The 22,854-nt window shown below is 54.4% G+C and carries 19 protein-coding genes and 1 pseudogene; 6 read left to right on the top strand and 14 right to left on the bottom strand.

Annotation, left to right across the window (positions count from 1 at the left end; genetic code table 11):
* Positions 1-5: 5 nt before the first annotated feature.
* The 8 genes from CIK74_RS10540 to CIK74_RS19060 form a co-directional block, all read right to left on the bottom strand.
* Positions 6-743 (bottom strand): hypothetical protein, encoded by a 738-nt coding sequence (locus CIK74_RS10540; protein WP_096256164.1) that lies wholly within the window; start codon positions 741-743, stop codon positions 6-8.
* 2 nt (positions 744-745) lie between these two features.
* A complete protein-coding gene (locus CIK74_RS10535; protein ID WP_096256163.1) occupies positions 746-1,585 on the bottom strand; it encodes a CDP-alcohol phosphatidyltransferase family protein in 840 nt (279 codons plus the stop codon).
* A gap of 218 nt (positions 1,586-1,803) precedes the next feature.
* The gene (locus CIK74_RS10530) at positions 1,804-2,982 is read right to left on the bottom strand and encodes a DUF1972 domain-containing protein (protein WP_096256162.1); all 1,179 of its coding nucleotides are present in this window, start codon (positions 2,980-2,982) and stop codon (positions 1,804-1,806) included.
* 165 nt (positions 2,983-3,147) lie between these two features.
* Entirely contained in the window at positions 3,148-3,633 is a 486-nt protein-coding gene (locus CIK74_RS10525; protein ID WP_096256161.1) for an adenylyltransferase/cytidyltransferase family protein, read from the bottom strand.
* Positions 3,634-4,998, bottom strand: a complete 1,365-nt coding sequence (locus CIK74_RS10520) for a sugar transferase (protein WP_205738274.1) — start codon at positions 4,996-4,998, stop codon at positions 3,634-3,636.
* A gap of 320 nt (positions 4,999-5,318) precedes the next feature.
* On the bottom strand, positions 5,319-7,601 hold the full coding sequence (locus CIK74_RS10515) for a helix-turn-helix transcriptional regulator (RefSeq protein ID WP_240520524.1): 2,283 nt from the start codon (positions 7,599-7,601) through the stop codon (positions 5,319-5,321).
* On the bottom strand, positions 7,598-9,769 hold the full coding sequence (locus CIK74_RS10510) for a helix-turn-helix transcriptional regulator (RefSeq protein WP_096256159.1): 2,172 nt from the start codon (positions 9,767-9,769) through the stop codon (positions 7,598-7,600). The genes CIK74_RS10515 and CIK74_RS10510 overlap by 4 nt, the downstream gene beginning before the upstream one ends.
* 270 nt (positions 9,770-10,039) lie before the next feature.
* On the bottom strand, positions 10,040-10,432 hold the full coding sequence (locus CIK74_RS19060; RefSeq protein WP_240520523.1) for a sugar nucleotide-binding protein: 393 nt from the start codon (positions 10,430-10,432) through the stop codon (positions 10,040-10,042).
* 28 nt (positions 10,433-10,460) lie between these two features.
* Here CIK74_RS19060 and CIK74_RS19055 point away from each other — a divergent pair.
* A pseudogene (locus CIK74_RS19055) lies at positions 10,461-10,750 on the top strand (glucose-1-phosphate thymidylyltransferase); the annotation flags it as partial.
* Positions 10,751-10,939: 189 nt separating this feature from the next.
* Entirely contained in the window at positions 10,940-11,545 is a 606-nt protein-coding gene (locus tag CIK74_RS10495; RefSeq protein ID WP_240520522.1) for a hypothetical protein, read from the top strand.
* A gap of 118 nt (positions 11,546-11,663) precedes the next feature.
* On the opposite strand, the gene ilvC is transcribed toward CIK74_RS10495, so the two are convergent.
* The 4 genes from ilvC to ilvD form a co-directional block, all read right to left on the bottom strand.
* Positions 11,664-12,695 carry a ketol-acid reductoisomerase gene (ilvC, locus tag CIK74_RS10490; RefSeq protein ID WP_096256158.1) on the bottom strand — a complete coding sequence of 344 codons (1,032 nt, stop codon included), beginning with the start codon at positions 12,693-12,695 and terminating at the stop codon, positions 11,664-11,666.
* Between the two features lie 64 nt (positions 12,696-12,759).
* Complete coding sequence (ilvN, locus tag CIK74_RS10485) at positions 12,760-13,278, bottom strand: acetolactate synthase small subunit (RefSeq protein ID WP_096256157.1); 519 nt, start codon at positions 13,276-13,278, stop codon at positions 12,760-12,762.
* A gap of 3 nt (positions 13,279-13,281) precedes the next feature.
* Positions 13,282-15,165 (bottom strand): acetolactate synthase large subunit, encoded by a 1,884-nt coding sequence (locus CIK74_RS10480; protein WP_096256156.1) that lies wholly within the window; start codon positions 15,163-15,165, stop codon positions 13,282-13,284.
* A 286-nt stretch (positions 15,166-15,451) separates the two neighbouring features.
* Complete coding sequence (gene ilvD, locus CIK74_RS10475) at positions 15,452-17,155, bottom strand: dihydroxy-acid dehydratase (RefSeq protein ID WP_096256155.1); 1,704 nt, start codon at positions 17,153-17,155, stop codon at positions 15,452-15,454.
* Positions 17,156-17,272: 117 nt separating this feature from the next.
* Here ilvD and CIK74_RS10470 point away from each other — a divergent pair, with 117 nt between their 5' ends.
* On the top strand, positions 17,273-17,734 hold the full coding sequence (locus CIK74_RS10470) for a hypothetical protein (RefSeq protein ID WP_096256187.1): 462 nt from the start codon (positions 17,273-17,275) through the stop codon (positions 17,732-17,734).
* 158 nt (positions 17,735-17,892) lie between these two features.
* Here the strand turns inward: CIK74_RS10470 and CIK74_RS18780 are convergent, their stop codons facing one another.
* Positions 17,893-18,054, bottom strand: a complete 162-nt coding sequence (locus CIK74_RS18780) for a hypothetical protein (protein ID WP_170947840.1) — start codon at positions 18,052-18,054, stop codon at positions 17,893-17,895.
* 136 nt (positions 18,055-18,190) lie between these two features.
* Here CIK74_RS18780 and CIK74_RS10465 point away from each other — a divergent pair, with 136 nt between their 5' ends.
* The 3 genes from CIK74_RS10465 (at position 18,191) to CIK74_RS10455 (ending at position 21,199) form a co-directional block, all read left to right on the top strand.
* A complete protein-coding gene (locus CIK74_RS10465) occupies positions 18,191-19,201 on the top strand; it encodes a hypothetical protein (RefSeq protein WP_096256154.1) in 1,011 nt (336 codons plus the stop codon).
* The gene (locus CIK74_RS10460; RefSeq protein ID WP_096256153.1) at positions 19,185-20,690 is read left to right on the top strand and encodes a bifunctional diguanylate cyclase/phosphodiesterase; all 1,506 of its coding nucleotides are present in this window, start codon (positions 19,185-19,187) and stop codon (positions 20,688-20,690) included. The genes CIK74_RS10465 and CIK74_RS10460 overlap by 17 nt, the downstream gene beginning before the upstream one ends.
* A gap of 110 nt (positions 20,691-20,800) precedes the next feature.
* Positions 20,801-21,199 (top strand): hypothetical protein, encoded by a 399-nt coding sequence (locus CIK74_RS10455; RefSeq protein WP_096256152.1) that lies wholly within the window; start codon positions 20,801-20,803, stop codon positions 21,197-21,199.
* Positions 21,200-21,219: 20 nt separating this feature from the next.
* Here CIK74_RS10455 and CIK74_RS10450 read toward each other — a convergent pair whose 3' ends face one another.
* Positions 21,220-22,824, bottom strand: a complete 1,605-nt coding sequence (locus CIK74_RS10450) for a glycosyl hydrolase family 18 (protein WP_096256151.1) — start codon at positions 22,822-22,824, stop codon at positions 21,220-21,222.
* Positions 22,825-22,854: the final 30 nt, after the last annotated feature.

The following is a 22,854-nucleotide window of genomic DNA, read 5'->3' as shown; positions in this document are numbered from 1 at the left end:
TAGTTCTATTCGCTCGCGGCCGTTGGCCGAATTCCATCAAACACTGCTACTGGTTCCGTGGCCTGGTAATTCACCGTGACTCGGATGGACTCCCCAACACCATCGGGGACAACAACTACATACGAGGCAGTAGCCTCATCGCCGGGATTAATTGAAATCGGGAAATTAGCGTCTTCTGCACTTATCAGTGGTGTTCCGGGCAGAAGATCTTCACCAAAAAACACGTCAGCTATCACATCGCGAGAAATGATTACTTTATCTGTATGATTCGTAATCTTCACTGGTACTTTCACGGCGGGACCGCTAATTTCTCCCGGGAGTTTAGCCTTTGCTTTAACAGCCTGAACTTCCCCGATTTCGATACGGACGTCATGGGCGACTGTCACCGACACGTCCATTTCTTTCGGTTCCAATGACTCTTGTGGCTTAGAAGCTAGTAACTGTTCAGCTTCTAGATCCGGTTCTGAGTCACGTGGTGCTTCTGAAACTCCGTAGGAATTCTCGACACCTTTTGATTCACGAACTAGACGAGCTTCTTCAGATATCTCGTCGTCAGCGCGATTGTCAGTTGGCGCTGCACTTGCAACCGGCTCAACCTTTGGATCCGCGCTGCTGGCCGAACGCCCCTGCATATAAGCAATGAGAGCCCACGAAAGTAGACCCAAAACCAGGACTACGACAACAGCCGTAAACATCTTGCGCGAATCTCTTGCCCCAGATTCTTTTTCAGGTAATTGATTCATGATCAGGCGTCCTTCTGCGCGAAAACCAAGGTGCGAATGTCCGAGTACCACTTGCGCATCGCTAGCAATAAGAAGCCAGCGGCGCCAACTGTGATAAGCCCGTAGACGCTGATGAAGATTTGTGGCCAACCCCAAAGGACGAAGACCCAACACATCACGCCGTAGTCCATCGGAAGTACGAGCAAACCGCGCAAGAGGCTGCCGCTAGTTCCGGTGTCTTTGGAAACTCCCTGACCGCCGAGTCGCAGGCGGAACTGCTCGGTCAAGATCATTAGGAAGAAGGTCGAGCCACCGATCACACAGGCAGCTAACGGGACGATCAGTAGCCATTGAGGTTCAATTCCATGGCGCCATAGACCTATGGCAACAGACAGCGGGAGAGCGATGGTTTTGATCGCGTCAACGCAGTGATCCAACCATTCGCCGGCCAACGAACCAGATCCTTGAAGTCTGGCGACCTGGCCGTCGGAAGAGTCCAAAGCGTAGCCAACTGCAAGAAGGACAGCTACGACTAAGCCCACCGCAACGCTCATCGGTGCCAGCGCGATAAGCGCTACCCCACTGAAAGTAAAAATAGCGCTGACGGCAGTGACCTGGTTCGGGCTTATTCCGAGTGGAACTGCGCATGCTGCAAAGAATCTTCCGATACGCCTATTAACGTAGCGCGAATAGGCAGGTGCGCTTTTCGACGCACCTTTTTGCGCGCGAGAAAGTTCCTGCCAGCATTCTGAGACTTGCCCTAGGTAGCCTAGCTTTGGACGGGAACCACTTGTGGCCCGTCCAGTTTGTGTATTTTGAAATCTGATTCCAGGTACAGATTCACCGCGTTCGACATTCCCCATAAGTGTCGTCCACTCCCCCATTATGATGTTGTATTCGCCTTTCGGTTCCCCTCCCGAAGCGGCACTAACAGATTGCCGTGGCGAATGCTTTTACTCTAATTGCTTTCCCAGCCAAGAGCACGAGTATTCTCCCAGCAAGATTACTTGAACTACTCATACCGACCACGTAATTCCCGTCGGAATCACCTAGGTAGGTACGTGTAAATGAGTTTTTTGTTCTACGGCTCTTGTGGTGTTTTGCCGTTAGCTCGCAGCGGCAGTTTGCTATTTTGCTTCCCCGATGAGATTTCACGGGGATTTGCGCGTTGGGCAAGCAGGTCTTGGCAAAGCTGTTCATAGCCATCCGTAACGATTTCCCAGTCATATCGCTCGGCCTCGGTAATCGTCGCAGCTTCAAGCTCCAAGACCATCCCGGGATCAGCTTCTAGAGCTTGGAACAGCTCGGAAGCTTTTGCTGCATCTGCAAAGTAGTGGCCGGCTCGTCCTGCTACTTCGCGGTTAAACGAGACATCAAATCCGGCCACTGGTGCCCCGGCACCCAAGGCACGGAGCAACGAAGGATTGGTACCGCCAACGGAATGACCATGCCAGTAAACATAGCAGTTGGCATAAAGTTGGTTGAGCAAATCCTGATCCCAGATACCGCCCAAGAAACGTACGGACGGATCAGCAAGTTGTTTCAATTCAGCGGTGTAGGTATCGGCATATGGGCTGGAGCCTACAACGATCAATGGCATTTTGCTACCCGAACGGCGATGGCCTTCTACGATGAGGTGAACATGGTTCTCTGGCTCAAAACGTGCCACTACCAAGTGATACTGACCAGGTACGAGGTCAAGTTCCTTCAATAGCTCGCTACCTGCATCCCGGCAATTAGGTGCGCCGTAGGTAATCAGGTATGAATCCTTGGCGAACTTAGACTGGTAATAATCAGCGATCCCTTGAGCATCGGAAATCAGTGCATGAGACCAACGAACTGCTAAACGTTCACAGGTTAGATAGTAACGTTTGCCAATTGGCCCCCATTTTGCCCGCTTCCATTCCAGCCCGTCGACGTGGGTTGCCGCTGGAATCCTTGCGGCACGTAAGATCGGCAGCCACACGGCATTGGCCGCGTTAAAAACCAAAGCAACATCGGTTCGGTGCGTAACTAGATGCACAGCTGACAGCCCTGAGTGGCTCAATGTTTCTAAGGACTTTGTCTTGACGGCCGGCAAATGGACCAGTTGCATGCCAAGGTGGTTACTCTTTCGCTCTACCTTGGCGCCGGTGTCTCGGCAGTAGACGACCACCTCGTGGCCTCGTTCAACAAGTCGTGCTCCGACTTCTTCAATTGCGGTCTCAAATCCGCCGTATGTTGCCGGAACCCCTCGGGTTCCCATCATGGCGATACGCATCAGTAACTCCCCCAGCTAATGTCACGTGATATTGTTCTTTCCCCAGACGTATCTTCCCGGTGACGGGGCCGGCGGTGTCTGGGGACTGCATACTCCGACACGGTGTAGCATCACCGCCGGCCCCTTCTGGCTGACCCCGTACGCCGTACGGAGCCAAATCTTTTACTATATTTTTTGAGCTCCAACCGCCTCGGTCGTTTCGCCCAAGGCTTTGAGTGCCTGACGAAGAATTGTTGACGAGGTATGGATGGTGTACGGGAAGTAGTGAACTTGCACGCCTACTTTGGCGAACTGTTCCTCTAGCGCGTGCCCCTTAGGTGTACCCTTCCAGTCATCACCCTTGAAAAATACGTTGTACTGTAGCTGCTCCCAGGTCTCCAAACGGTCTTCCGTTATTTCAAGAACTGCATGATCGACAGGAACCAAATTTCTGACGATTTCAAGCCGTTCGTTTTCAGGAATAGCAGGCCGTCTGCCCTTACGTTGTTCAAGTAAGTCATCGCCCACAACCCCAACAATCAGCTCATTACATTGTGATTTGGCTTGTTTGATCAGGTTGAGATGGCCAATGTGGAACAGATCAAAGGCGCCCACTGCATAACCAATACGTCGAGTTGGTTCATTTTGCGAGTGGTTGCTATGGGTTTCCATCTAGTAAGCGCCCTTTCCGTTGAGCATGACTTTGAGAGTGCGCCACATAATCATGAAGTCACCCAAGATTGACCAGTTCTCCACGTAGTAGAGATCTAGGCGAACGGCTTCCTCCTCGGGCAGATCGGACCGTCCGCTAACCTGCCACAATCCAGTTAGACCTGGCTTGATGTAAAGCCGGCGTTCGGTGTGTCCCGTGTAGGCAGCGACTTCATCAGGAAGAGGCGGACGAGGTCCGACCAGTGACATGTCACCTCGTAAAACGTTATAGAATTGCGGTAGTTCATCAAGAGAGTGTTTACGCATCCACTCGCCGACTTTCGTCACCCGCGGATCGTGCTTCATTTTGAACAAGACCCCGTTGCCTTCGTTATCCGCACGCAGATCGTCTTTTAGCTCTTCTGCATTTGCCACCATGGAACGGAATTTGAGCATCTTGAAGTGTGATCCCCGAAGGCCAACACGTTCTTGATTGAAGAACACTGCGCCAGCCGAGTCCCGCTTGACTAGCACAGACAGAAGCAAAAGAATCGGTGTCAACAAGAATAATGCGAAGAGCGAACCTATAATATCCATTGTTCGCTTGAGCACGAATGTTGTTCCGGTAAAGCTAGGCAAGTCGACATGCATCATGGGCAGTCCGTCGACAGGGCGGACACGAATACGAGGTCCTGCAACATTTGTCAGGGACGACACCAAAATGATTTGGGTTTCGGTCGATTCCAAGTTCCAACTCAGCTCACGAACTGAATTGCTTCCGCCACCAAGAGGTCCAGCTACGATCACTGCATCTGCACCGGTTTCGGTAACCAGCCCGACGGTAAATTCGATGCCGTGCACCTGCGGCATCCCATAGTGGTCGTTTTCGATCACTTGACGGTCGGTGTTTGAAGCGGAATCGATGATGGTTCCAACGACGTTATAGGTAGTTACTGCGCTTCTTTGAAGCTGTGCGCGGGCATATGCAACGTCCACTGCGCTACCAACGACCACGACATTTGAGAGATGGTATCCGCTACGTGCTTTGCCGTTTAGCCATCGACGAAGGATCCAACGTTCACCCAAGAGTCCTATGGTTCCAATGGGTACCGCAACGAGAAGAACTGTCCTTAGCTCGTTGATCTCCAGCACCACTGCAACAACCGCAATAATCCCCATCGAGAGCCAGCCTGCATTCACGACACGCTTGTACTCAGTAATTCCCGCCCCTATTTGGTCAATCGATCGAGTACGTAAAACGGTGAGGACCGCTAGCCAAAGGGCGGCAACCCCAATTTGAGTCACGACCAAACCTGTCCCGGCATGAATGAATGCAAATGCTGTAATCGTGCTAATCACTACCGCGGTATCAAAGGCGACGAGCATTAAGACAAATCTCCGACGCCAAACCTTTGCCGGACTATTTAATGGGATGCTCCGTGACTCTGATACTGCACTCGCCATAGTTTTCCCCAGCAACCATGAGCTTTCTAGCTGCGCCATTAACTCCCCCAAGCTACGCGTCGTTATCTCAACAAATCCCAATTTGTTGAGCAAATCTCATGCCTTTGCTCCCCAAGAACAAAAAACACGTAATACTGGGCTACTCTATTCGCTGATTCAGCCCAACGCATGGGTGTGAACTACCCGTTTTATTACAGGCGTCCGCGTAAAGCTACTTACGTGGCTACGCAGTTGCCGTGGCACTAGAGAATAATCTTGCCGAGTTCCTCGCGAGTGGTAATTCCCAATTTTCGGAAAGCTCGATACATGTGTCCTTCCACGGTCCGTGTGGAAAGGTAAAGACGCTCTGCAATCTCACGGTTGCTTTGACCTTCTTTTGCGCAAGAAATGACCTCTGTCTCTCTGTCGGTGAGGGTTTCATCCGTGGAACCATACCGCATGGCTGTTTTTAATGCTGCAGATTCCAAGTCTTGATGCATTTGCGCGGTTATATCATTGAGTCGACGCGATATTCCTGGATCACTGTCTTTATGTAGGATTTTCTGAGCACGATTCGCCAGCAAATAAGCATGTAGTCTGCTGTCCTTTATAAAGAACTGCTCGGCTTCTGCAGTCAGCTCTCCGAGAGACGACGTATTGCTCCTCAGGTTTTCCCTACTTGTAGTCATAGAGCTGTTATGCCGCAAGGGAAGACCGTTGACCCTATTGAGGCTATTCTCATCGGAAATCCATACAAGAAGACGAACGGTATCCAGAGAAATTATGTTTTCAGGAAGCTGGCTCTCACGCAACATGGTTCCAATTTCTGGGACTGAAGATTCGGCACCCACTAATGAATAGTTCGCTTCAATCATGGAGATGACTGATACCCAGAGTAGGATGAGAATAGGATCCGCACCGACCAGCACCTGCTGAATAGCCGCAAACCAGGACCTGTCCACATCAGCGGCTGCTTCTTGCCTTACAGTTGACAACGACAAGCACAGCTCTGCGCTTAGTTCAATAAGGGCCATGCGGTCATTTAGCGAAAATTCTGCTTGTGCTTCTTCCGCCAGCGCACTCGCTTGTCGGAAATCACCACTATAGTTCTTAACTAAGGCGCCGCATAACGCAAAAAGTCCACTATTTGTTTCAAACCAGGTATCCGGTGCGGCGTTCGCAAAAATATCCATTGCTTGTAGCGCTTGTCCCGGACCTTCTTGATACAAGGTAATCAGCACATCAACAATCAGCCTAGAAGAACGCGGATACCACCGACCAGAGAATTGCTGGTCCAGCTCCCGCAATTTAGCTGTTGCTACCTGGCAATCGTTTATATTGCCTTGCGCGAGAGATGCGCTTTGCATGGACAGCGCTTGGGCTATCGCTTCGAAGGATTTTTCGCTGCTGAATTTTGTTTGATTTTCAGACTCACAGCACTCCGAATTTACCGGCAAACAGATTTCTTGTGCTGCTCGCCTAAGCAGATCGCCGCTGGCACCTCCCAGCGATTGCCAAGGTATTCTTTCAGTAGAATCCGGGAATCCTCCACTTAAAATCCTTTCGCTGACCTGAATGTCATCTTCGACCTGCACGGGTTCGAATTCCTGTTCAGCAACACTTTGTAGCCTTCGAGACGACCCTATATACATGGCTAAAGCAGCGCTTCGCGCAGAAATTCGGCCTTCTGAAAAATTTAGGAATCCACCAGTAATCATCTGTGCAATACCTTGCGGAACTAGAACCTTGGCATCCTCAACAGTCATTTTTCGATTATTAGCTAAATATCTGTGTAGCTCCACAAGTTGCGGGTCTAGTCGCGATATTAAGTCTTCCAATCTGGCCCTGTAAGTATGGACGTTAGCCAATGGGTTAACAATCGGCGCCCATAAACCCCGCGGAGGGGGTGTCTGGGTTGCGTCGATCTGATCCAGAAAAGCATCTACGATCTCTGGAATCCCCCCGGTTATTCGAAATGCAGCGCGCAGGAAACCAGTGGTGATCGGTCTGCCAAGCTTCTCGTCCAAAATCAACCGTAGTTGTTGCAAATCATAAGGTTCGATCATGAGCAGTGCTGTTGGTGTGGCCGACAGAAGAATTTCATTCAACCCACTGGCCGGATTCAAATCAGCAGAAACAACTACAAGCCTGATCTTGCCCGATTGCGAAAGCATTTTGAGCACGTACGCACTCGTCATGTCCAAATAATGCCCGTCCTCCACCACAATGAGTTCTGTTTTTCCGTCGGAGATTAGGTGGTTCGCGACATCCCTCATCGCCTTAATTACTGGGATGTCTTCAGTAGCTGGCGTGCTCAGGAACGGGGCAAGTATCGACAAGCGCACTGCCTGTTGAGCCGCAGAACACACCAGGCGTACTGGTTGGTTATAATCAGATCCCGACAAAACAAGACTGAGAGTATTGCTTTTCGCCATGCCAGGCGCGCCAAGTATGAGCACATCCCGACTGGTCTCTTCCTGAACTATCACCTTAAGCTGTCGATACCACGTGTTCTTTTGAGCTGTTATCAATCTCGGTTTGTTCACGCTGAGTCACCCATTTCCGCACGGCGACTGTTTTTGATCAAAGCACGTAAAGCCTTTCGGTTAGTCACCGAAACCTTTCCATATATTTGGTAGAGATGCCCTTCAACAGTCCGTGTCGAGATCCCGTAATTACTCGCGATAAAAACGTTGCTTCGTCCTAGCTCGACCTCGCCTGCTATTTGACGTTCACGCTGAGTAAGGTTTTCACTTCCTTGGAAGTACGGAGTCGAGCCCTTTGGCGATTCCGAGACAGCATGCAGGGCAACGACTACCCCGTCACTTTCGAGCGCTTGCAGTGAAGTTTCAATTTGTGCTGTGAACCCGGCCATGTTCAGCCACACAGAATAGTCCGCAAATAACTGCGCTATTCGACGCGCCGATATCTCAAGGGATTCTTCTAAACCGCTACGGGGCACAATTTTGTCTCCCGTTGAACCTGTCACAAGATTCGTATGAGGAGTCTTGAGCGAGGTTTCTGACGCGTTGTTCGCACGTGACTGTAAGAGTAATTTCGTGAATTCTGCTAGGAGTTTATTTTCTTGGAAACGTGCAATGCGTTGGACAGACAGTAATCGATATTCGACCCGTGCATCACTACTGATCATGTACGCCACTAATTTACAGGTGGTGCCAAATAACCCATCTTGCTCTGTATCTTTCCCGCAATCATCTGAAATACGCAGTGGTTCGCCGCACACTGCTCGATACAGTGACAGGATTGCACTTTGATACGGTCCAGAATTTAACGCACAGGACTGCTCATAGAGTCCCTCTAATTCTGCAATAGCTTCATGAACCCTGCCCTTGAGCATTTCGTTCAAGAAGTTAGCCAGTTTCACCAATACTGCCGACTTCACACATGAAATACCAGTGTCCTCAGCGTAAGATAATACATCCTCGAGTTTACTGAGTTCTCCCCTGATCAGGAGATTCTCAATAATAGCTTCCATTGTTCGGTGTGCGTACGGCGGGGAGAACTGCTCACGCGCCAGCAATTCCAAGGCAGTATTTATGGCTTTATCTATCTGAGCCTCTTCCTCCTTCAGCGTCGGATCAAGTTCAAGAAAAGCTTCAGTTCCAGCGTGGATTCTCCCAAGATCCGCAACATCTAGTACAGCGTTTTCAGACAGCCAGCTCCACGACGCGCCTATACCCAAAACGTCTTCCATCACGACCCCCTGCTCTGGAAGCAAGCAAGACCGGAGGAGTGCCAGACGTGCATGAGCAGTTTGCGGCTGCTCGTAATCGAGGTTTAGGTATCCGATGGCACCGAAAGTGTTTTTCAACCCCACAGGAAACTCGCTGATGTCCATGATCGAGTTGTCAAGTATCTGTACCCAGAATGATTCTTGATCTTTTTGGGGAATCATCCCGCCGAGTGTTGTACCTAGTAGTCTCAGCTCGGTCAGCGGCTCTAAGGGTATGTCAGTCACGACAAGAGTGTGATCCCTGATCTTGAGAGAACCACAGCTCAACGCACTGCGCAAGATTTCTGCGAACCAGCCGACGTTTCCTAGGCTCAAACGCCACAAATAGTCAATTGCCAATGGTGATGGTACGCACCCGTATTTAGCCTGGGTAAACCGTGAGAGTTGTTGTCGCGAAGCTGGTTGTTGTTCCAAAAATGAAACTGCTCCCGAACGGCACAATACTCGAAGTTCCGGAGGAATAGCCACTAGTGTTTCTGTGGCTATAACTAAGCTCGCAGCGCCACACGATACCAAATGGGCCACTACTTGTAGGCTGCCCTGATCAATCAACACAGGTTGTTCGAGTACAAACAGAGTTTGTTGTTCAGCTAGCCGGCGTTTAAAATACCTAACCAGTTGACCAACTTCGACATCAACAGATTCATCGGCGGGCTCAAGCAAAGCCAAGAGCGCACCGAAGGGAACATTCTGGCCAAATTCAGTGCCCACCATGCGCACTATTTGTAAGCTGCCGGCCATCGCATCCACAAGCAATTCGACGGATTCGCGGTGCCCGCTGCCGAATGCGCCCAAAACCAAACATCCATTGGAGTCGGTACAAAGTATCCGTTCCGCCACTTTACGAGCAAGACTAACTACTGGCTCTACGAATCCGGCTGCTTCACCCAAAATCGTAATTTGCTCACACACAATAATGCACGCATCGCGACGCTCATCATTCGTATAGTTGTATCCCATCGACTCCCCCAAGCCGTACAAATTCTATTCCGATAATACTTGAAAATGGTTTCCCCAAACCCTTTTCAAGCTCCAAGATCAATCTTCTCAATTCTAGCCGAAACAGGTACTACAATCTTCGTTACGAAGTTTGTGCCTTTCCGGAAGTCAAACCACTTCAGTTATTTCTGAGCAACGTAAGATACTTCTTGCCTAATTATTCTGCGAGTCGTACAAGCTGGTTTTGAGGAACAAACCCGTAGAAATCAGTTTGTTCGTATTCAAAACACTTCACCAGGGACGAAGTGCCAAGGCTTCCCATGATTTTGCGAAATCTTTAGTATTTGTGAATACTACACTTTTAGAATCTTCATCGCTCAGTTCAAACACCCGTAGCGCAATCTGGAACCAGCTCAAAGGGACTCCAGATGTTTGGAAACTATCGGTTCTTGCAGGAGCTCGCGTTCCCAACAGATGAAGAATCGCTTCGGCTAGATCATCCGCAAAGGAAAGCTGGCCAATCTGATCGTCAACGGCAGTTAGATCCACCCGATTTTGTGCGAGATTCTTCATTGTCGTGACAAAGTTTGCACCACAGCCTACAACCAAACTGCTTCGAATTAAAGATAAGTTAGGAGCGGCTAGTGCACGAAGCTCACCTGCAGCTTTCGACGGCCCATACACGCCTATAGGACTAACGGGCCCATGCTCTATCAACCAGTTCGACCTGGACGAAGGAAAGCTCAACGTCAACGTTCTGGCTCGCGGTACCGCGTGGCTGGACACCGGAACCTTCGAATCATTGAACGACGCCTCAAACTTTGTGCGCACCATCGAGGCCCGCCAAGGGCTAAGATCTGTGTTCCAGAGGAAGTCGCGTGGCGCCAGGGATTTATCGACAATGAACAGCTGCGCCAGCGGGCATTGACGCTCGCCAAGAGCGGTTACGGTGATTACCTCAACGGACTGCTTGACTTCAGCTTCGCCGATCCATACCACTAAGCTCTCGCCTTGCTTCTCAAATGATTCCCTTCCCCTTGCGGGAAGGGAATCATTTTGCGTTTTCCTCAAAAGTCACGATTAAACGACATCTTTATACGAGTCTTGTACTTTCTGGCAGATTCTCATATTAGAATCAGATTTCGGGGCCACGGAGCCCCGTACTCGCACCGAAATTTCATTGGGGAAAAATTGAATAAACTCGCTCAACGCGCCCTTGCTATCATCGCAACCGGCGCACTCGCCTTTTCAGGTGTCACCGCGGCTACTGCTAGTTCGCAGCCGTCTGCTGTTCAGACCATTAGTGTCGCCGCCGCCAAGAAAACCCCGGCCGTCTCCATCAAGAAGATCGGGACTAAAACGGTCAAGGGTTCAGCGAAGGCAACCATCAAGCCCAGCTATTCCAAGGCAAAAAACGTCAAGATCAAGTCCGCGCTCTTGAGCGTGACCAAGGGCAAGAAGTCCGTGGCCAAGAACAAGAAGTCGGTCAAGCTTGCAGCCGGTACGTACAAGGTCACCACCTCGGTTAGATACCAGCTCAAGGGCAAGACCTCGACTGTTAAGAAGACCCAGACCCTGCTGGTCAAGAAGGCTTCGACCAAGAAGTCAGTGGAGATGAACGGCAAGGTCAAGAATTGTCCCGCTGGCTACCCGGTGAAAGGAAACCGTACCGGCAGCAATAGTGAGTGGAAGTACCACGTGAAGGGCCAGCGCTTCTACAACATCACCAAGCCCGAAGAGTGCTTCAAGACCGCTGCCGATGCTCGCAAGGCCGGCTACCGCGCGTCAAAGATCTAACACTTCTCGTCAAGCCAGTATCACTCGGTGCATGACATAAAAACGAACTCGGCTGCTTCCCCTAAAGGAAGCAGCCGAGTTCATTTTATTTGCTGGTGATTACGGGTGTAACCGTAGCTTAGCGAGCTACAGAACCATCCACGTAGTCATCCGACGAGGAATCCGAGATCCAGGAGAACAACGAGCGCAGTTCGCGGCCGGTGGTCTCGATTGGGTGCTCTTCACCCTTCTTGCGCAGTGCCTTGAACTCTGGAGCTCCGGCCTTCTGGTCTTCCATGAAGCGGGTAGCAAAAGCACCAGACTGGATATCAGCCAGTACAGCCTTCATGTTTTCCTTCACCTCTGGGGTGATCACGCGTGGGCCGGAGACGTAGTCGCCGTACTCAGCGGTGTCGGAGATGGACCAGCGCTGCTTGGCGATGCCACCTTCCCACATCAGGTCAACAATCAGCTTCAGCTCGTGGAGAACCTCGAAGTAAGCGATTTCTGGCTTGTAGCCAGCTTCGGTCAGAACTTCGAAGCCGTACTGTACGAGCTGCGAGGTACCGCCGCAGAGAACTGCCTGCTCACCGAACAGGTCGGTTTCGGTCTCTTCGGTGAAGGTGGTCTCGATGACGCCGGCGCGGGTGCCACCGATGCCAGCTGCGTAGGACAGTGCCAGTTCCTTGGCGCCACCGGTGAAGTTCTGCTCCACGGCGATCAGGTCAGGAATACCACGGCCGGCTTCGAATTCGCGGCGCACGGTGTGACCCGGAGCCTTCGGAGCAACCAGTGCCACGTCAACGTTTGCTGGTGGCTTGATGAAGCCGAAGCGGATGTTGAAGCCGTGGCCGAAGAACAGGGCGTTGCCCTCTTCGAGGTGCTCGGAGATCGACTCGGCGTAAACCTGAGCCTGGACCTGGTCCGGGGTCAGGATCATGATGACGTCTGCCCACTTGGCGGCTTCTGCCACGGTGGCGACCTTCAGGCCTTCGGCTTCTGCCTTGGCGCGGGACTTCGAGCCCTCGGCCAGGCCAACGATGACCTCTACGCCGGAGTCGCGCAGGCTCAGTGCGTGTGCGTGACCCTGGGAGCCATAGCCAATGACTGCGACTTTCTTGCCCTGGATGATTGAAAGATCCGCGTCGTCTTCGTAGTACATATCAGCCACTGTGATTTCTCCTTAGGTTTTCTTCGACAAAGAAGTTTGTTATTAAAAGTGTATTTGGTGGTGCTTAGGCGGAAAGGGTTTTCAGTGCCCTGTCGCTCATCGATTTGGATCCGCGTCCCACGGCCAAGGTACCGGCCTGGACAATCTCGCGGATGCCAAATGGTTCAAGGACCGCCAGCAGTGCATCGATCTTCCCGGCATTGCCGGTAGCCTCGATGACCAGGGAATCCTGGGCCACGTCGATCACCGAGGCGCGGAAGAGCTCAGCGGCCTGGGTCACCTGCAGGCGCGTTGCCGCGTCTGCGCGGACCTTAACCATGATGTGATCGCGCTGCACCGAGGTTTCCGGTAGCAGCTCCACGATCTTGATGACGTTGATCAGCTTGTTCAGCTGCTTGGTGACCTGCTCCAGGGAGTCGCCTTCGGCGTCAACCACCACGGTCATGCGGCTGATTCCCTCAATTTCGGTGGGACCCACCGCAAGTGAATGGATATTGAATGCGCGGCGGGCGAAGAGGCTGGCTACTCGGGTGAGTACGCCGGGAACGTCTTCGACAAGTACCGACAGCGTATGCTTTGCCATGTTCTAGTCCTCCTCTTCCCAGACTGGGGTCATGCCCTTAGCAATCTGAATCTGATCATTGCTCACTCCGGACGGGACCATTGGCCACACCATGGAATCAGCGGAGACCACAAAGTCAATCACTACCGGACGATCATTGATTTCCAAGGCTTTTTGGATGGTTGCGTCGATGTCCTCGTCGCGTTCACACCTTAAGCCCACACAACCGTAGGCATCTGCCAGCTTTACGAAGTCCGGGACTCGTGCGGTTCCGTGACCGGTGTTCAAATCGGTGTTGGAGTAGCGCGAGTTGTAGAACAGCGTCTGCCACTGGCGGACCATGCCCAGCGAGGAGTTGTTGATGATGGCGACCTTGATGGGGATCTGATTGATTACGCAGGTAGCCAGCTCCTGGTTGGTCATCTGGAAGCAGCCGTCTCCGTCAATCGCCCACACCACACGGTCTGGTTGAGCCACCTTGGCGCCCATTGCTGCGGGTACCGAGTAGCCCATGGTGCCAAGGCCTGCGGAGTTCAGCCATGAGCGCGGACGCTCATATTTCACGAACTGCGCCGCCCACATTTGGTGCTGGCCCACGCCGGCCACGTAGACCGCCTCGGGGCCGGTGAGTGCGCCGATCCGTTCAATCACGTTCTGTGGAGCCGAAAGCCCATCATGGGTTTCGGTGTAGCCAATCGGGTAGGTTTCACGCAGGCGGTTGAGCAATGCCCACCAGCCGGTGAGATCCTGTGGCTCATCGGTTTCAAAACGCGTAGTGCAGGCTTCTTGCAGCTGCGGAATAATTTCATCCAGCGAGCCAACAATTGGCACATCCGCGGTGCGGTTCTTTGAAATTTCCGCCGGGTCGATATCGGCGTGAATCACCTTCGCGTTAGGAGCGAAGGATGGGAGCACCCCGGTGACGCGGTCATCAAAACGTGCGCCCAGAGTAATCAGCAGGTCTGATTGCTGCAAGGCGGTCACCGCGGACACCGCGCCGTGCATGCCAGGCATACCGACGTGCTGTTCGTGGCTGTCCGGGAACGCGCCGCGTGCGGTCAGGGTAGTGACCACCGGGGCGTTGATGAACTCGGCAAAAGCCTTCAGCTCCTCATGCGCGTTGGCCTTGATCACGCCACCACCCACGTAGAGTACCGGACGGTTTGCGCTGGCGATCAGCTTGGCGGCTTCGCGCAGCTGCTTGTTATGCCCCTTGGTCACCACGCGGTAACCAGGGATGTCCACCTTTGGCGGCCAGGAGAACGTCATGTCCCCCTGCTGGGCATCCTTGGTGATATCTACCAGCACCGGACCGGGACGTCCGGTCTGTGCGAGGTAGAAGGCACTTGCCATAACTCGTGGAATTTCTTCCGGATTTGTCACCAGAAAAGCGTGCTTGGTAATTGGCATCGTGATGCCAACAATGTCCGCTTCTTGGAACGCGTCCGAGCCAATAAATGCGCTGTGTACCTGGCCGGTAATTGCCACCATGGGAACCGAGTCCATGTTGGCATCTGCTAGCGCGGTGACGAGGTTGGTTGCACCTGGACCGGAGGTGGCGATACAAACGCCCACTTCACCGGAAACCATGGCGTAACCCTGTGCGGCGTGGCCTGCACCCTGTTCATGGCGAACCAAAATGTGATTAATTTTGGTCGAATCCATTAGTGGATCATAGGTGGGAAGGATGGCCCCACCTGGTAATCCGAAGACGTCCTTGACGCCTAGTTCTTCCAACGAGCGGACGATGGCTTGTGACCCCGTCATCTTTGTGGGAGCGACGATATTATTCGGACCCTGTACCGGGTTCGAAGCTTCCACGACGGAAGAGACAGCGGTGGCGGCATCCTTTGATCGATTGATTGACTTCGCAACCGAGGCCGGATTGGCTGGTGTTGAATTGCTCATCGGGACCCTTTCCTTTTCTATCTCTTCGTTAGCGCATAAAAAACGCCCCGCGGCCGTCACTGTTGACGAAAGGGGGCTGGCGCGTTACCGACGTTCTGTCCTAGTGGACAACGTTTCAGGCTTCGCGCCTGATAACTAGTAGAACCTCGACGGTTGTTTGCATATCTCTAGTTTTCTCCACCCGGAGGGAAAGAGCAACTGGAGACCCCTATCATCTCATTATATGAGATGAATGTCCATTGGTTGGACGCGTTGGCGTCCAACCAATGACTTTTACAAGTTCTGCTTAGCCACAGTAGGCGCCGGTTGACGCCGAGTTGACTAGTTTGACGTACTTGCCGAGCACGCCGGTGGAAAATTTTGCCGGTAGTGGTTCCCAGCCGACCTTGCGAGCTTCCAGCTCGGCAGGATCAACCAGCAGGTCAAAGCTGCGCGCGTCAATATCCACGCGGATCTTATCCCCGTCCTTGACGAAGGCGATTGGCCCGCCGTCAACGGCTTCCGGAGCGACGTGTCCAATGCACAAACCGGTGGTTCCTCCGGAGAAGCGCCCATCGGTCAGCAGCAGTACATCCTTGCCTAGTCCCGCGCCCTTGATGGCACCGGTAATGGCAAGCATTTCGCGCATCCCCGGACCACCCTTAGGCCCTTCGTAGCGGATGACCACTACGTCCCCTGCGTGAATTTCGCCAGCATCCAATGCCGCCAGTGCACCCTGCTCGCGTTCAAACACGCGGGCGGTACCCTCAAAAACGTCAGCATCAAAGCCTGCGGACTTCACCACAGCACCTTCCGGCGCCAGCGAACCATGCAGCACCGTCACGCCGCCGGTCTTGTGGATCGGATTGTCCACCGCGCGAAGGATCTTGCCGTCTGGATCTGGTGGAGCAATATGCGCCAAGTTTTCTGCCATCGTCTTACCGGTGACGGTCATGCAGTCCCCGTGCAGCAGTCCAGCATCCAGCAGCGCTTTCATAACCACCGGCACACCACCGATACGGTCCAAGTCATTCATCACGTAGCGGCCAAATGGCTTCAGGTCCGCTAGGTGCGGAACCTTGTCACCAATGCGGTTGAAGTCTGACAGGCTCAGTTCAACCTCGGCTTCGCGGGCAATGGCCAGCAGATGGAGCACCGCATTGGTGGAACCACCAAAGGCCATCATGACGGCAATGGCGTTTTCAAAGGCTTTTTTAGTCATGATGTCGCGGGCACGGATGCCCTTGCGCAGCATTTCAACCACGGCCTCGCCGGACTTGTGCGCGAACATGTCGCGGCGGCGGTCCGGGGATGGCGGGGCAGCCGAGCCGGGCAGGGACATGCCCAGTGCCTCGCCAATGGATGCCATGGTGTTGGCTGTGTACATGCCGCCGCAGGCGCCTTCGCCCGGGCAGATGGCACGTTCAATACGGCCCAAGTCTTCTTCGCTCATCTTGCCTGCGGCGCAAGCACCCACGGCTTCGAAGGCGTCAATCAGGGTGACATCTTTTTCGGTGCCATCTTCGAGCTTGACCCAGCCAGGCATGATGGAACCGGCGTAAAGGAATACCGAGGAAAGATTGAGCCGGGCCGCGGCCATCAGCATGCCCGGCAGCGACTTGTCACAGCCGGCTAGCAATACCGAACCGTCGAGGCGCTCGGCCATCATGACGGTTTCTACCGAGTCGGCAATGACTTCGCGGGAAACCAGCGAAAAGTGCATTCCCTCGTGGCCCATGGAAATGCCATCGGAGACCGAGATAGTGCCGAATTGCATGGGGAACCCTCCCCCGGCGTGAACACCTTCTTTGGCGCCTTGCGCCAAGCGGTTCAGCGAAAGGTTACAAGGAGTAATTTCATTCCACGAACTGGCAATGCCGATTTGCGGTTTAGCGAAGTCATCGTCTCCCATGCCGACCGCACGCAACATGCCGCGTGCTGGGGCAGCGTGGATACCATCGGTGACCACACGTGAACGTGGTTTGATATCTGGGGCTGTATCCTGGCTCATATTTGAGATTCTAGTAGTCAATATGACCAATTGGACAACCCATGACGCGACAATGACATATTTCGCTATGCGAGGAGACTGGTCAATTTGTCCATCAAAGTCGGTAGAGTGGAAGATATGGACCCACGCCCAGACGAAAATCCTACCGACCACGTCAAGCGCCTCCTCCATGAGGCCTTTGACTCACAGATCCCAAACTTCGCCAGCTATAACCTGGTGGCAGGTACCGGCATCGCCGGCTCGGGAGGCTTGAAGGTCATTGGATATCGACGTCAGCCAGCGGAATTGGTCCTCGCTCCGATTACTTCCAGCGACCTCTCTGCTTCGGAAGCGGCTATCACGATTAACAACACCAACGTCGTTCAGTTGGCGTTGCTCAATGATGGTGGCTATGAGGTGGCGACTTCTACCGGTCGCGTCTTCCGTTTTGCTATCCCCGATACCCCAAGCATTGACGTGCATGTTGATGATGCGGTCAGCGTTGGCGCGGTCATCGATCAAGAAATTGATGCGCGGGATTTCGCTGATTTTATGGATCACTTCATGAATACCATCGAGGGCACCGAAAGCTTCGTTTAAATAGTTCCTTCGCCGCGCTGAGTGGCTGGCGAACGGCAAAACAAAAATCACCGGAGGCATTCCCGCGCTGTGCGCGAATTTCTCCGGTGATTTCAGCTTGCTTTACTGCCGTCTCTTCTCAAAGACACAGCGAACTCAGCAGTGCTGCATTTCCCGGCTTAGTAAGGCCAAAGTCCGCCAGCTGGGTTAGTGACCTGAGCCTTATATGGCCATAGGCCTCCGGCATCGGTGTCGGAGGCCTGCGAGGTATTGGCGGCGACGCCAATTACCAATGCCAGCGCCGCTGCGCACAAAACTGCAATTTTCTTGATCTTCTTCATTGAGGGTGCGATCCTTCGCTTTTGAAAAGCGGCTGCTAGCCACGGCACGCTGCGAAAATTGCTGTGCGCCGCAGACCATCTTAGTGTTTCCAGTCACTGGCAACAAGTGCTCCGCCAATAATGCGATACTGATTCCGTGGATCAAATACTCCCAGCAGCCTCGGTGCAGATGTCGGTTTCCCGACTCCTGCAGAAGGTGCACGCAGAAGACTATGAAGCGGTGCTCAAACTCGGCAAGCAGCTGCTCACGCAGCTCTCCCCGACGGTCGACCCGGGGACCGCCTGGCTGGTCCAAGAAGCACTCTGCTCGGCAGCGCATGAAGCTGATGACTATGAATTCATGGATGCCCTCGCCACAGAATTAACCCACACCGCGAACCTGCTCCAGCGCGCGGATCTGCACGTTGAAGCACTATGCAAGTCCTCCACCGCGAAGCGTTGCCTCGGGCAGACGCAAGCCGCACTTGAAATGGCAAGCAAGGCTCGCAAGCAAAGCACAAACTTTCCGGCAGAATCACCATTGCGGGTACAGGTTTACCAAGTGCTCATTGCCGCTCTGGTGGAAAGTGGGGACTTCGGGCAGGCGTGGCAGCTGCACGGCCAGCTCGATGAATGTCTGCACCTGGTTATCGATTCCCACGAGCAGGGTAAAGCCTATTGGACCCTTGGCAACTTGGCATTCATGGTCAACCAACCGCAACTTGGACTGCATTATCATGATCGCGCCGCGACATTGCTCAGCCCCGCGAAAGACATGTTGCTTTGGGCACGGTTCAACCGCGCCTCCACCGAGATGCGCTTGCAAGCGGGTATCGCCGATTCGGCGACGCACGACTGCCTGCAGCGCGCCGAAACGGCATTTGAGCTGATTGAGGCCGGAGATCTGGACCGGATGGGATTACGTATGACCCAGTCCCGGCTTGCGGCCTTGGATGGGGATTCAGAGCGGGCCACGGTGTTGCTTGAGGATTTTACCGCGCACTATTCCGGATCCGGCGAGCATCTGGTACCGCTGTACCAGTGGTGGGCTGACCTTGCTGCGTCCACCGGCCGCCAGTCGGTAGCGAGGGACAAGCAGCAATACGTCGCTCAATGGACGCACCAGCAAACCCCAACCCAAGGTGGTGCCCGTGACGGAGAATACTGACCCGCGGATTCAGCAGATCGTCGATGCGATAGTGAGCATCTCTGCCGGGGACTTCTCAGTGTCGCTCTCCCCCAGTGTGCTGCGCGACGATGTGGATGCGATCATTGTCGGCATCAGAGCCATGGCAGCCCGCCTCGGAGACACCTACGAGGCCTTAGAGCACCGCGTAGATCAGCGCACCGCAATGCTTGAACGCGCCAGTTCAAGCCTGGAAGTACTGGCTTACACCGATACCCTCACCGGACTGGCAAATCGAGCGGCGATCCTGCGCGAGCTGCGCGCCCATCACGAATCCCTGCAGCGCGGTGAGCCTGCTGCTGTCCTCTTCCTGCTGGATCTGGATTTCTTCAAGCATATTAACGACACCCATGGGCACAATGCCGGAGACACAGTGCTCAAGGAAGTAGCACGGCGGCTGGAAGCGCATACGCGCCCCGGCGACCTCGCGGCCCGTCTGGGAGGCGACGAGTTCGCAATTCTTGCGCACGTGGATATCGTGTCCGCTAAATCACTGGGCCAGCGCATCCTCGAAGTCCTGCAGGAGCCCATAGACCTGGACTCATCGGTGATCACTCCCGGTGGGAGCATTGGTTTCTGCGCCAGCAATCCTGGGCAGAGCGAAGACCAATGGGTTGAGCAGGCGGATACCGCCATGTACGTCGCCAAGCGCAACTCCAGCCAGGACAAGGTTCAGCAATTCGAGCAGTATATGCTCTACGAACGCCGTCAGAAGGCAAAACTCAGCTCAGAGCTGCGCGACGCACTGGATTGCAGGGACATCTTCCCGGTCTATCAGCCCATCATCTGCGCCAGCACCGGTGCGCACGTGGCTGTGGAGGCACTGGCGCGCTGGGCGCATCCCGAGCTGGGGGTGCTGTCACCGTTGGAATTCCTGCCGCTGGCGGCGGCGGCAGGCATCTCAAACAAAGTTACCGCACGAATACTCTCCGGGGCATTGGCAGATTTGGCCGCTTGGCACGCAGCGGGCAAGGTGACACGCGATTTCCGTGTCCAAGTGAATGTGACTCCGGCAGAACTCTGTGATCTCGCCTTCCCCGACCTGATCAAGGGCCTGCTGCGCAGCTATGAAGTTCCCGCTGACTGTTTGGTTATCGAGGTTACCGAGGAACGCTACATCTCAGATGGCAAGCTGGAGCTATATACCCTCATGGCACTGAAGCAGATGGGAGTCAGGGTGTATATCGACGATTTCGGAGCCGGATACTCGTCCTTTGGCTATCTCAGCAAACTGCCGGTTGCCGGGGTGAAAATCGATCGATCGCTGAATACCGAGGTGGAAACCAGCGCGCGGCAGCGCGCTATTTTGCGCTCGATTTTCGATCTGGCCGCGGCATGCGAGCTTGACTGCACGGTGGAGGGCGTGGAAACCGCGCAGCAGGCGCATGCGCTTATCGCCTTGGGAGCCACGCATTTCCAAGGCTATTTTTATGGTAAACCAGGCGCCTACGAGCCGATGGGACTCGGGTAAAATCTTGGTAATCTTTCGGATAGACTAAGCAGGAGAATTATTAGTGACCCGCATCTCATCGTTGGCATAGACCACGTAGAGCAGCGGGCTGGGATCACACTTGGGGACAGATGATCACTCAACCACTCGAAGCGCATCCGGGCCAAAGCGCAGTACCACTATGGACAGCGAGCTATCTCGGCGACCGTATACGCGAAATCGCTTTCGCGCCGGGAACAACTCTTGATCTGGAACTCTTCGAGGAGATCGCCAGTTTTCTGCTGGCCGAGAACCAGGTTGGTGGCATCCGTGCGGTAGTCCACGTGAGCGGGTTGGTCGATGTGTGCCCCGGCGTAGCCACTCGGGTCAGCGCTGCGCGCACTTCCACCCGACTGGCTTTACTGGGCCAGAGCCGTGTGGACCGAGTACTGGCAGGGTTCATGATGGCGGATCTGACCAATGCCGGCTTGGCGGCGTATGTCACCGACATGGATGAAGCCCTCGCGTACCTGGCGGACCCAGAAAACTAGGCGCAGCGGCAAAGCCGGTGCTAGTTCTCCGCAGCCGGAGACGTAGCACTGGCTTTGCTTGGTGCAGAAGGTGTTTTGGCAGGTTTCTTATCAATGAGCTTTCGCACCGTCGCGTTGTCCAGGACCATCCATGCCGAATCGGTGGATCCTTGCAGGGCTGCTTCCGGTGACTGCGCCGTATTCCACCATTTGGCCTGAACCACGCGGCCTTCGAAAAGCACCCGGTCATCCTTGGTGTAGACCTTCTCCGGGGACCAGCTCGGGTACAGGCCTGCCGGAGCTTCGAGCACCGCGGCAGGCTTGTCTCCCGGCAGCACCGGGCCCACCAGACTCCACGGTTGGGGCTGGTCTTTTCCTGCGGGGGCATCTGGCGCCGAATTCTGGTTCCACCATTTGGCTTCGTAAACATTCTTGCGCCAGACGGTCCGGTCGCCCTTGACATAGGCGAACTGGGCATTCCAGATCGGATAAGGGCTGGCGTCCGGATCATCTGCAATTGCCGTCTCCACGGGCGCTTTCTCTCCAGATGACTTCAGGGAAGGTGCGACCGCCGGCGTTTGCTGCCCCAGGCCGGCTGACAAGATCGACGCGAACTGCCCGGTATCCTGTGCTACGCCACTGCAGTTATTGGAGACTCTGTTCAGATCCGGATAGGTCTCCCCGCAGCCGGCATCGCGGTTAGCAGACCAGAAGGAGACCCGGCCTACGCCCTGCGCCAGCGCGAAGCGGTTCAACTCCACGGCATCTTCCAGGCTGAACACCTCACCAAGCAGGTCATTCTGGCCGATCATCGGTGTCACCCCGATTTTGCGCCACAGCGACCGTTCGCCCAGCTTCTGCCCCTTGGCCTGATACAACTCGTCAAGTTGCTGATGTGCAGTTTGTGCGGCTTGAATTGACGCCGTTGCCATCGACTGGCCGCTTTCCCGGGTCTGCCCGAAGTTCATCGTCATCAAGTTGACCCCGTCGATCCGCACCCCGGCATCCAGCATGCGCTGCACCTCGGCCACTCCTTCCGGGGCGAGTCCGAAGGTTGCCGCCGGCAGCGTCAGCCAGAGCTGGAAATCTGTGTCTTGTTGGAGCTGCAGCACAGCCTCGACCCGGCGTTGGCCGGCCTCAGCGTCACTCAGGTCATCGCCTTCAATGTCCAGATCCAACGTGGTGGATTGGTAGCGATCCAGCACTGCGCGGTAGGCGGCAGCTGTAGCCGCCGGATCTTTGCATGCGGTGGCGAGCTCATCATTGAGCAGTCCCCCGGTCGATACGACGATCTGGCCACCGGCGGCATTAACCCGCGCGGCACGGCGATCCAGGTCAAAGACTTCAGCGGCCTCGTCCATTGAGTAGTAACCGCCCCATGAGGGGGCACAGTCATCCTCTGGATCTGCGACCACGAAACCGAGAACCACCCGCTGCTCCGGAGCCGCGGATGCACCGATGTCATAAAAAGGCGTGGAGGTGGCATCCACATAGGCACCGAACCACTGGTCGGCATCCGCCGCGGCGGCGCTGTCGTTGGCGCGATGCCAGTAGGCCAGTCCGCCGGCAACCAACGCAGCGATGACCGCCGCCACTATGAGCACCCGAACTGGCGACAGGCGTCGACCTTGAAACTGTAAAGCCATGTGGTCCCCTTAGGAGGAGCAAAGAAGAAA

It is taken from the genome of Glutamicibacter sp. BW77 (genome assembly GCF_002332285.1).
GTDB lineage: Bacteria > Actinomycetota > Actinomycetes > Actinomycetales > Micrococcaceae > Glutamicibacter > Glutamicibacter bergerei.
This window is presented reverse-complemented; position numbering and strand designations above follow the sequence as displayed.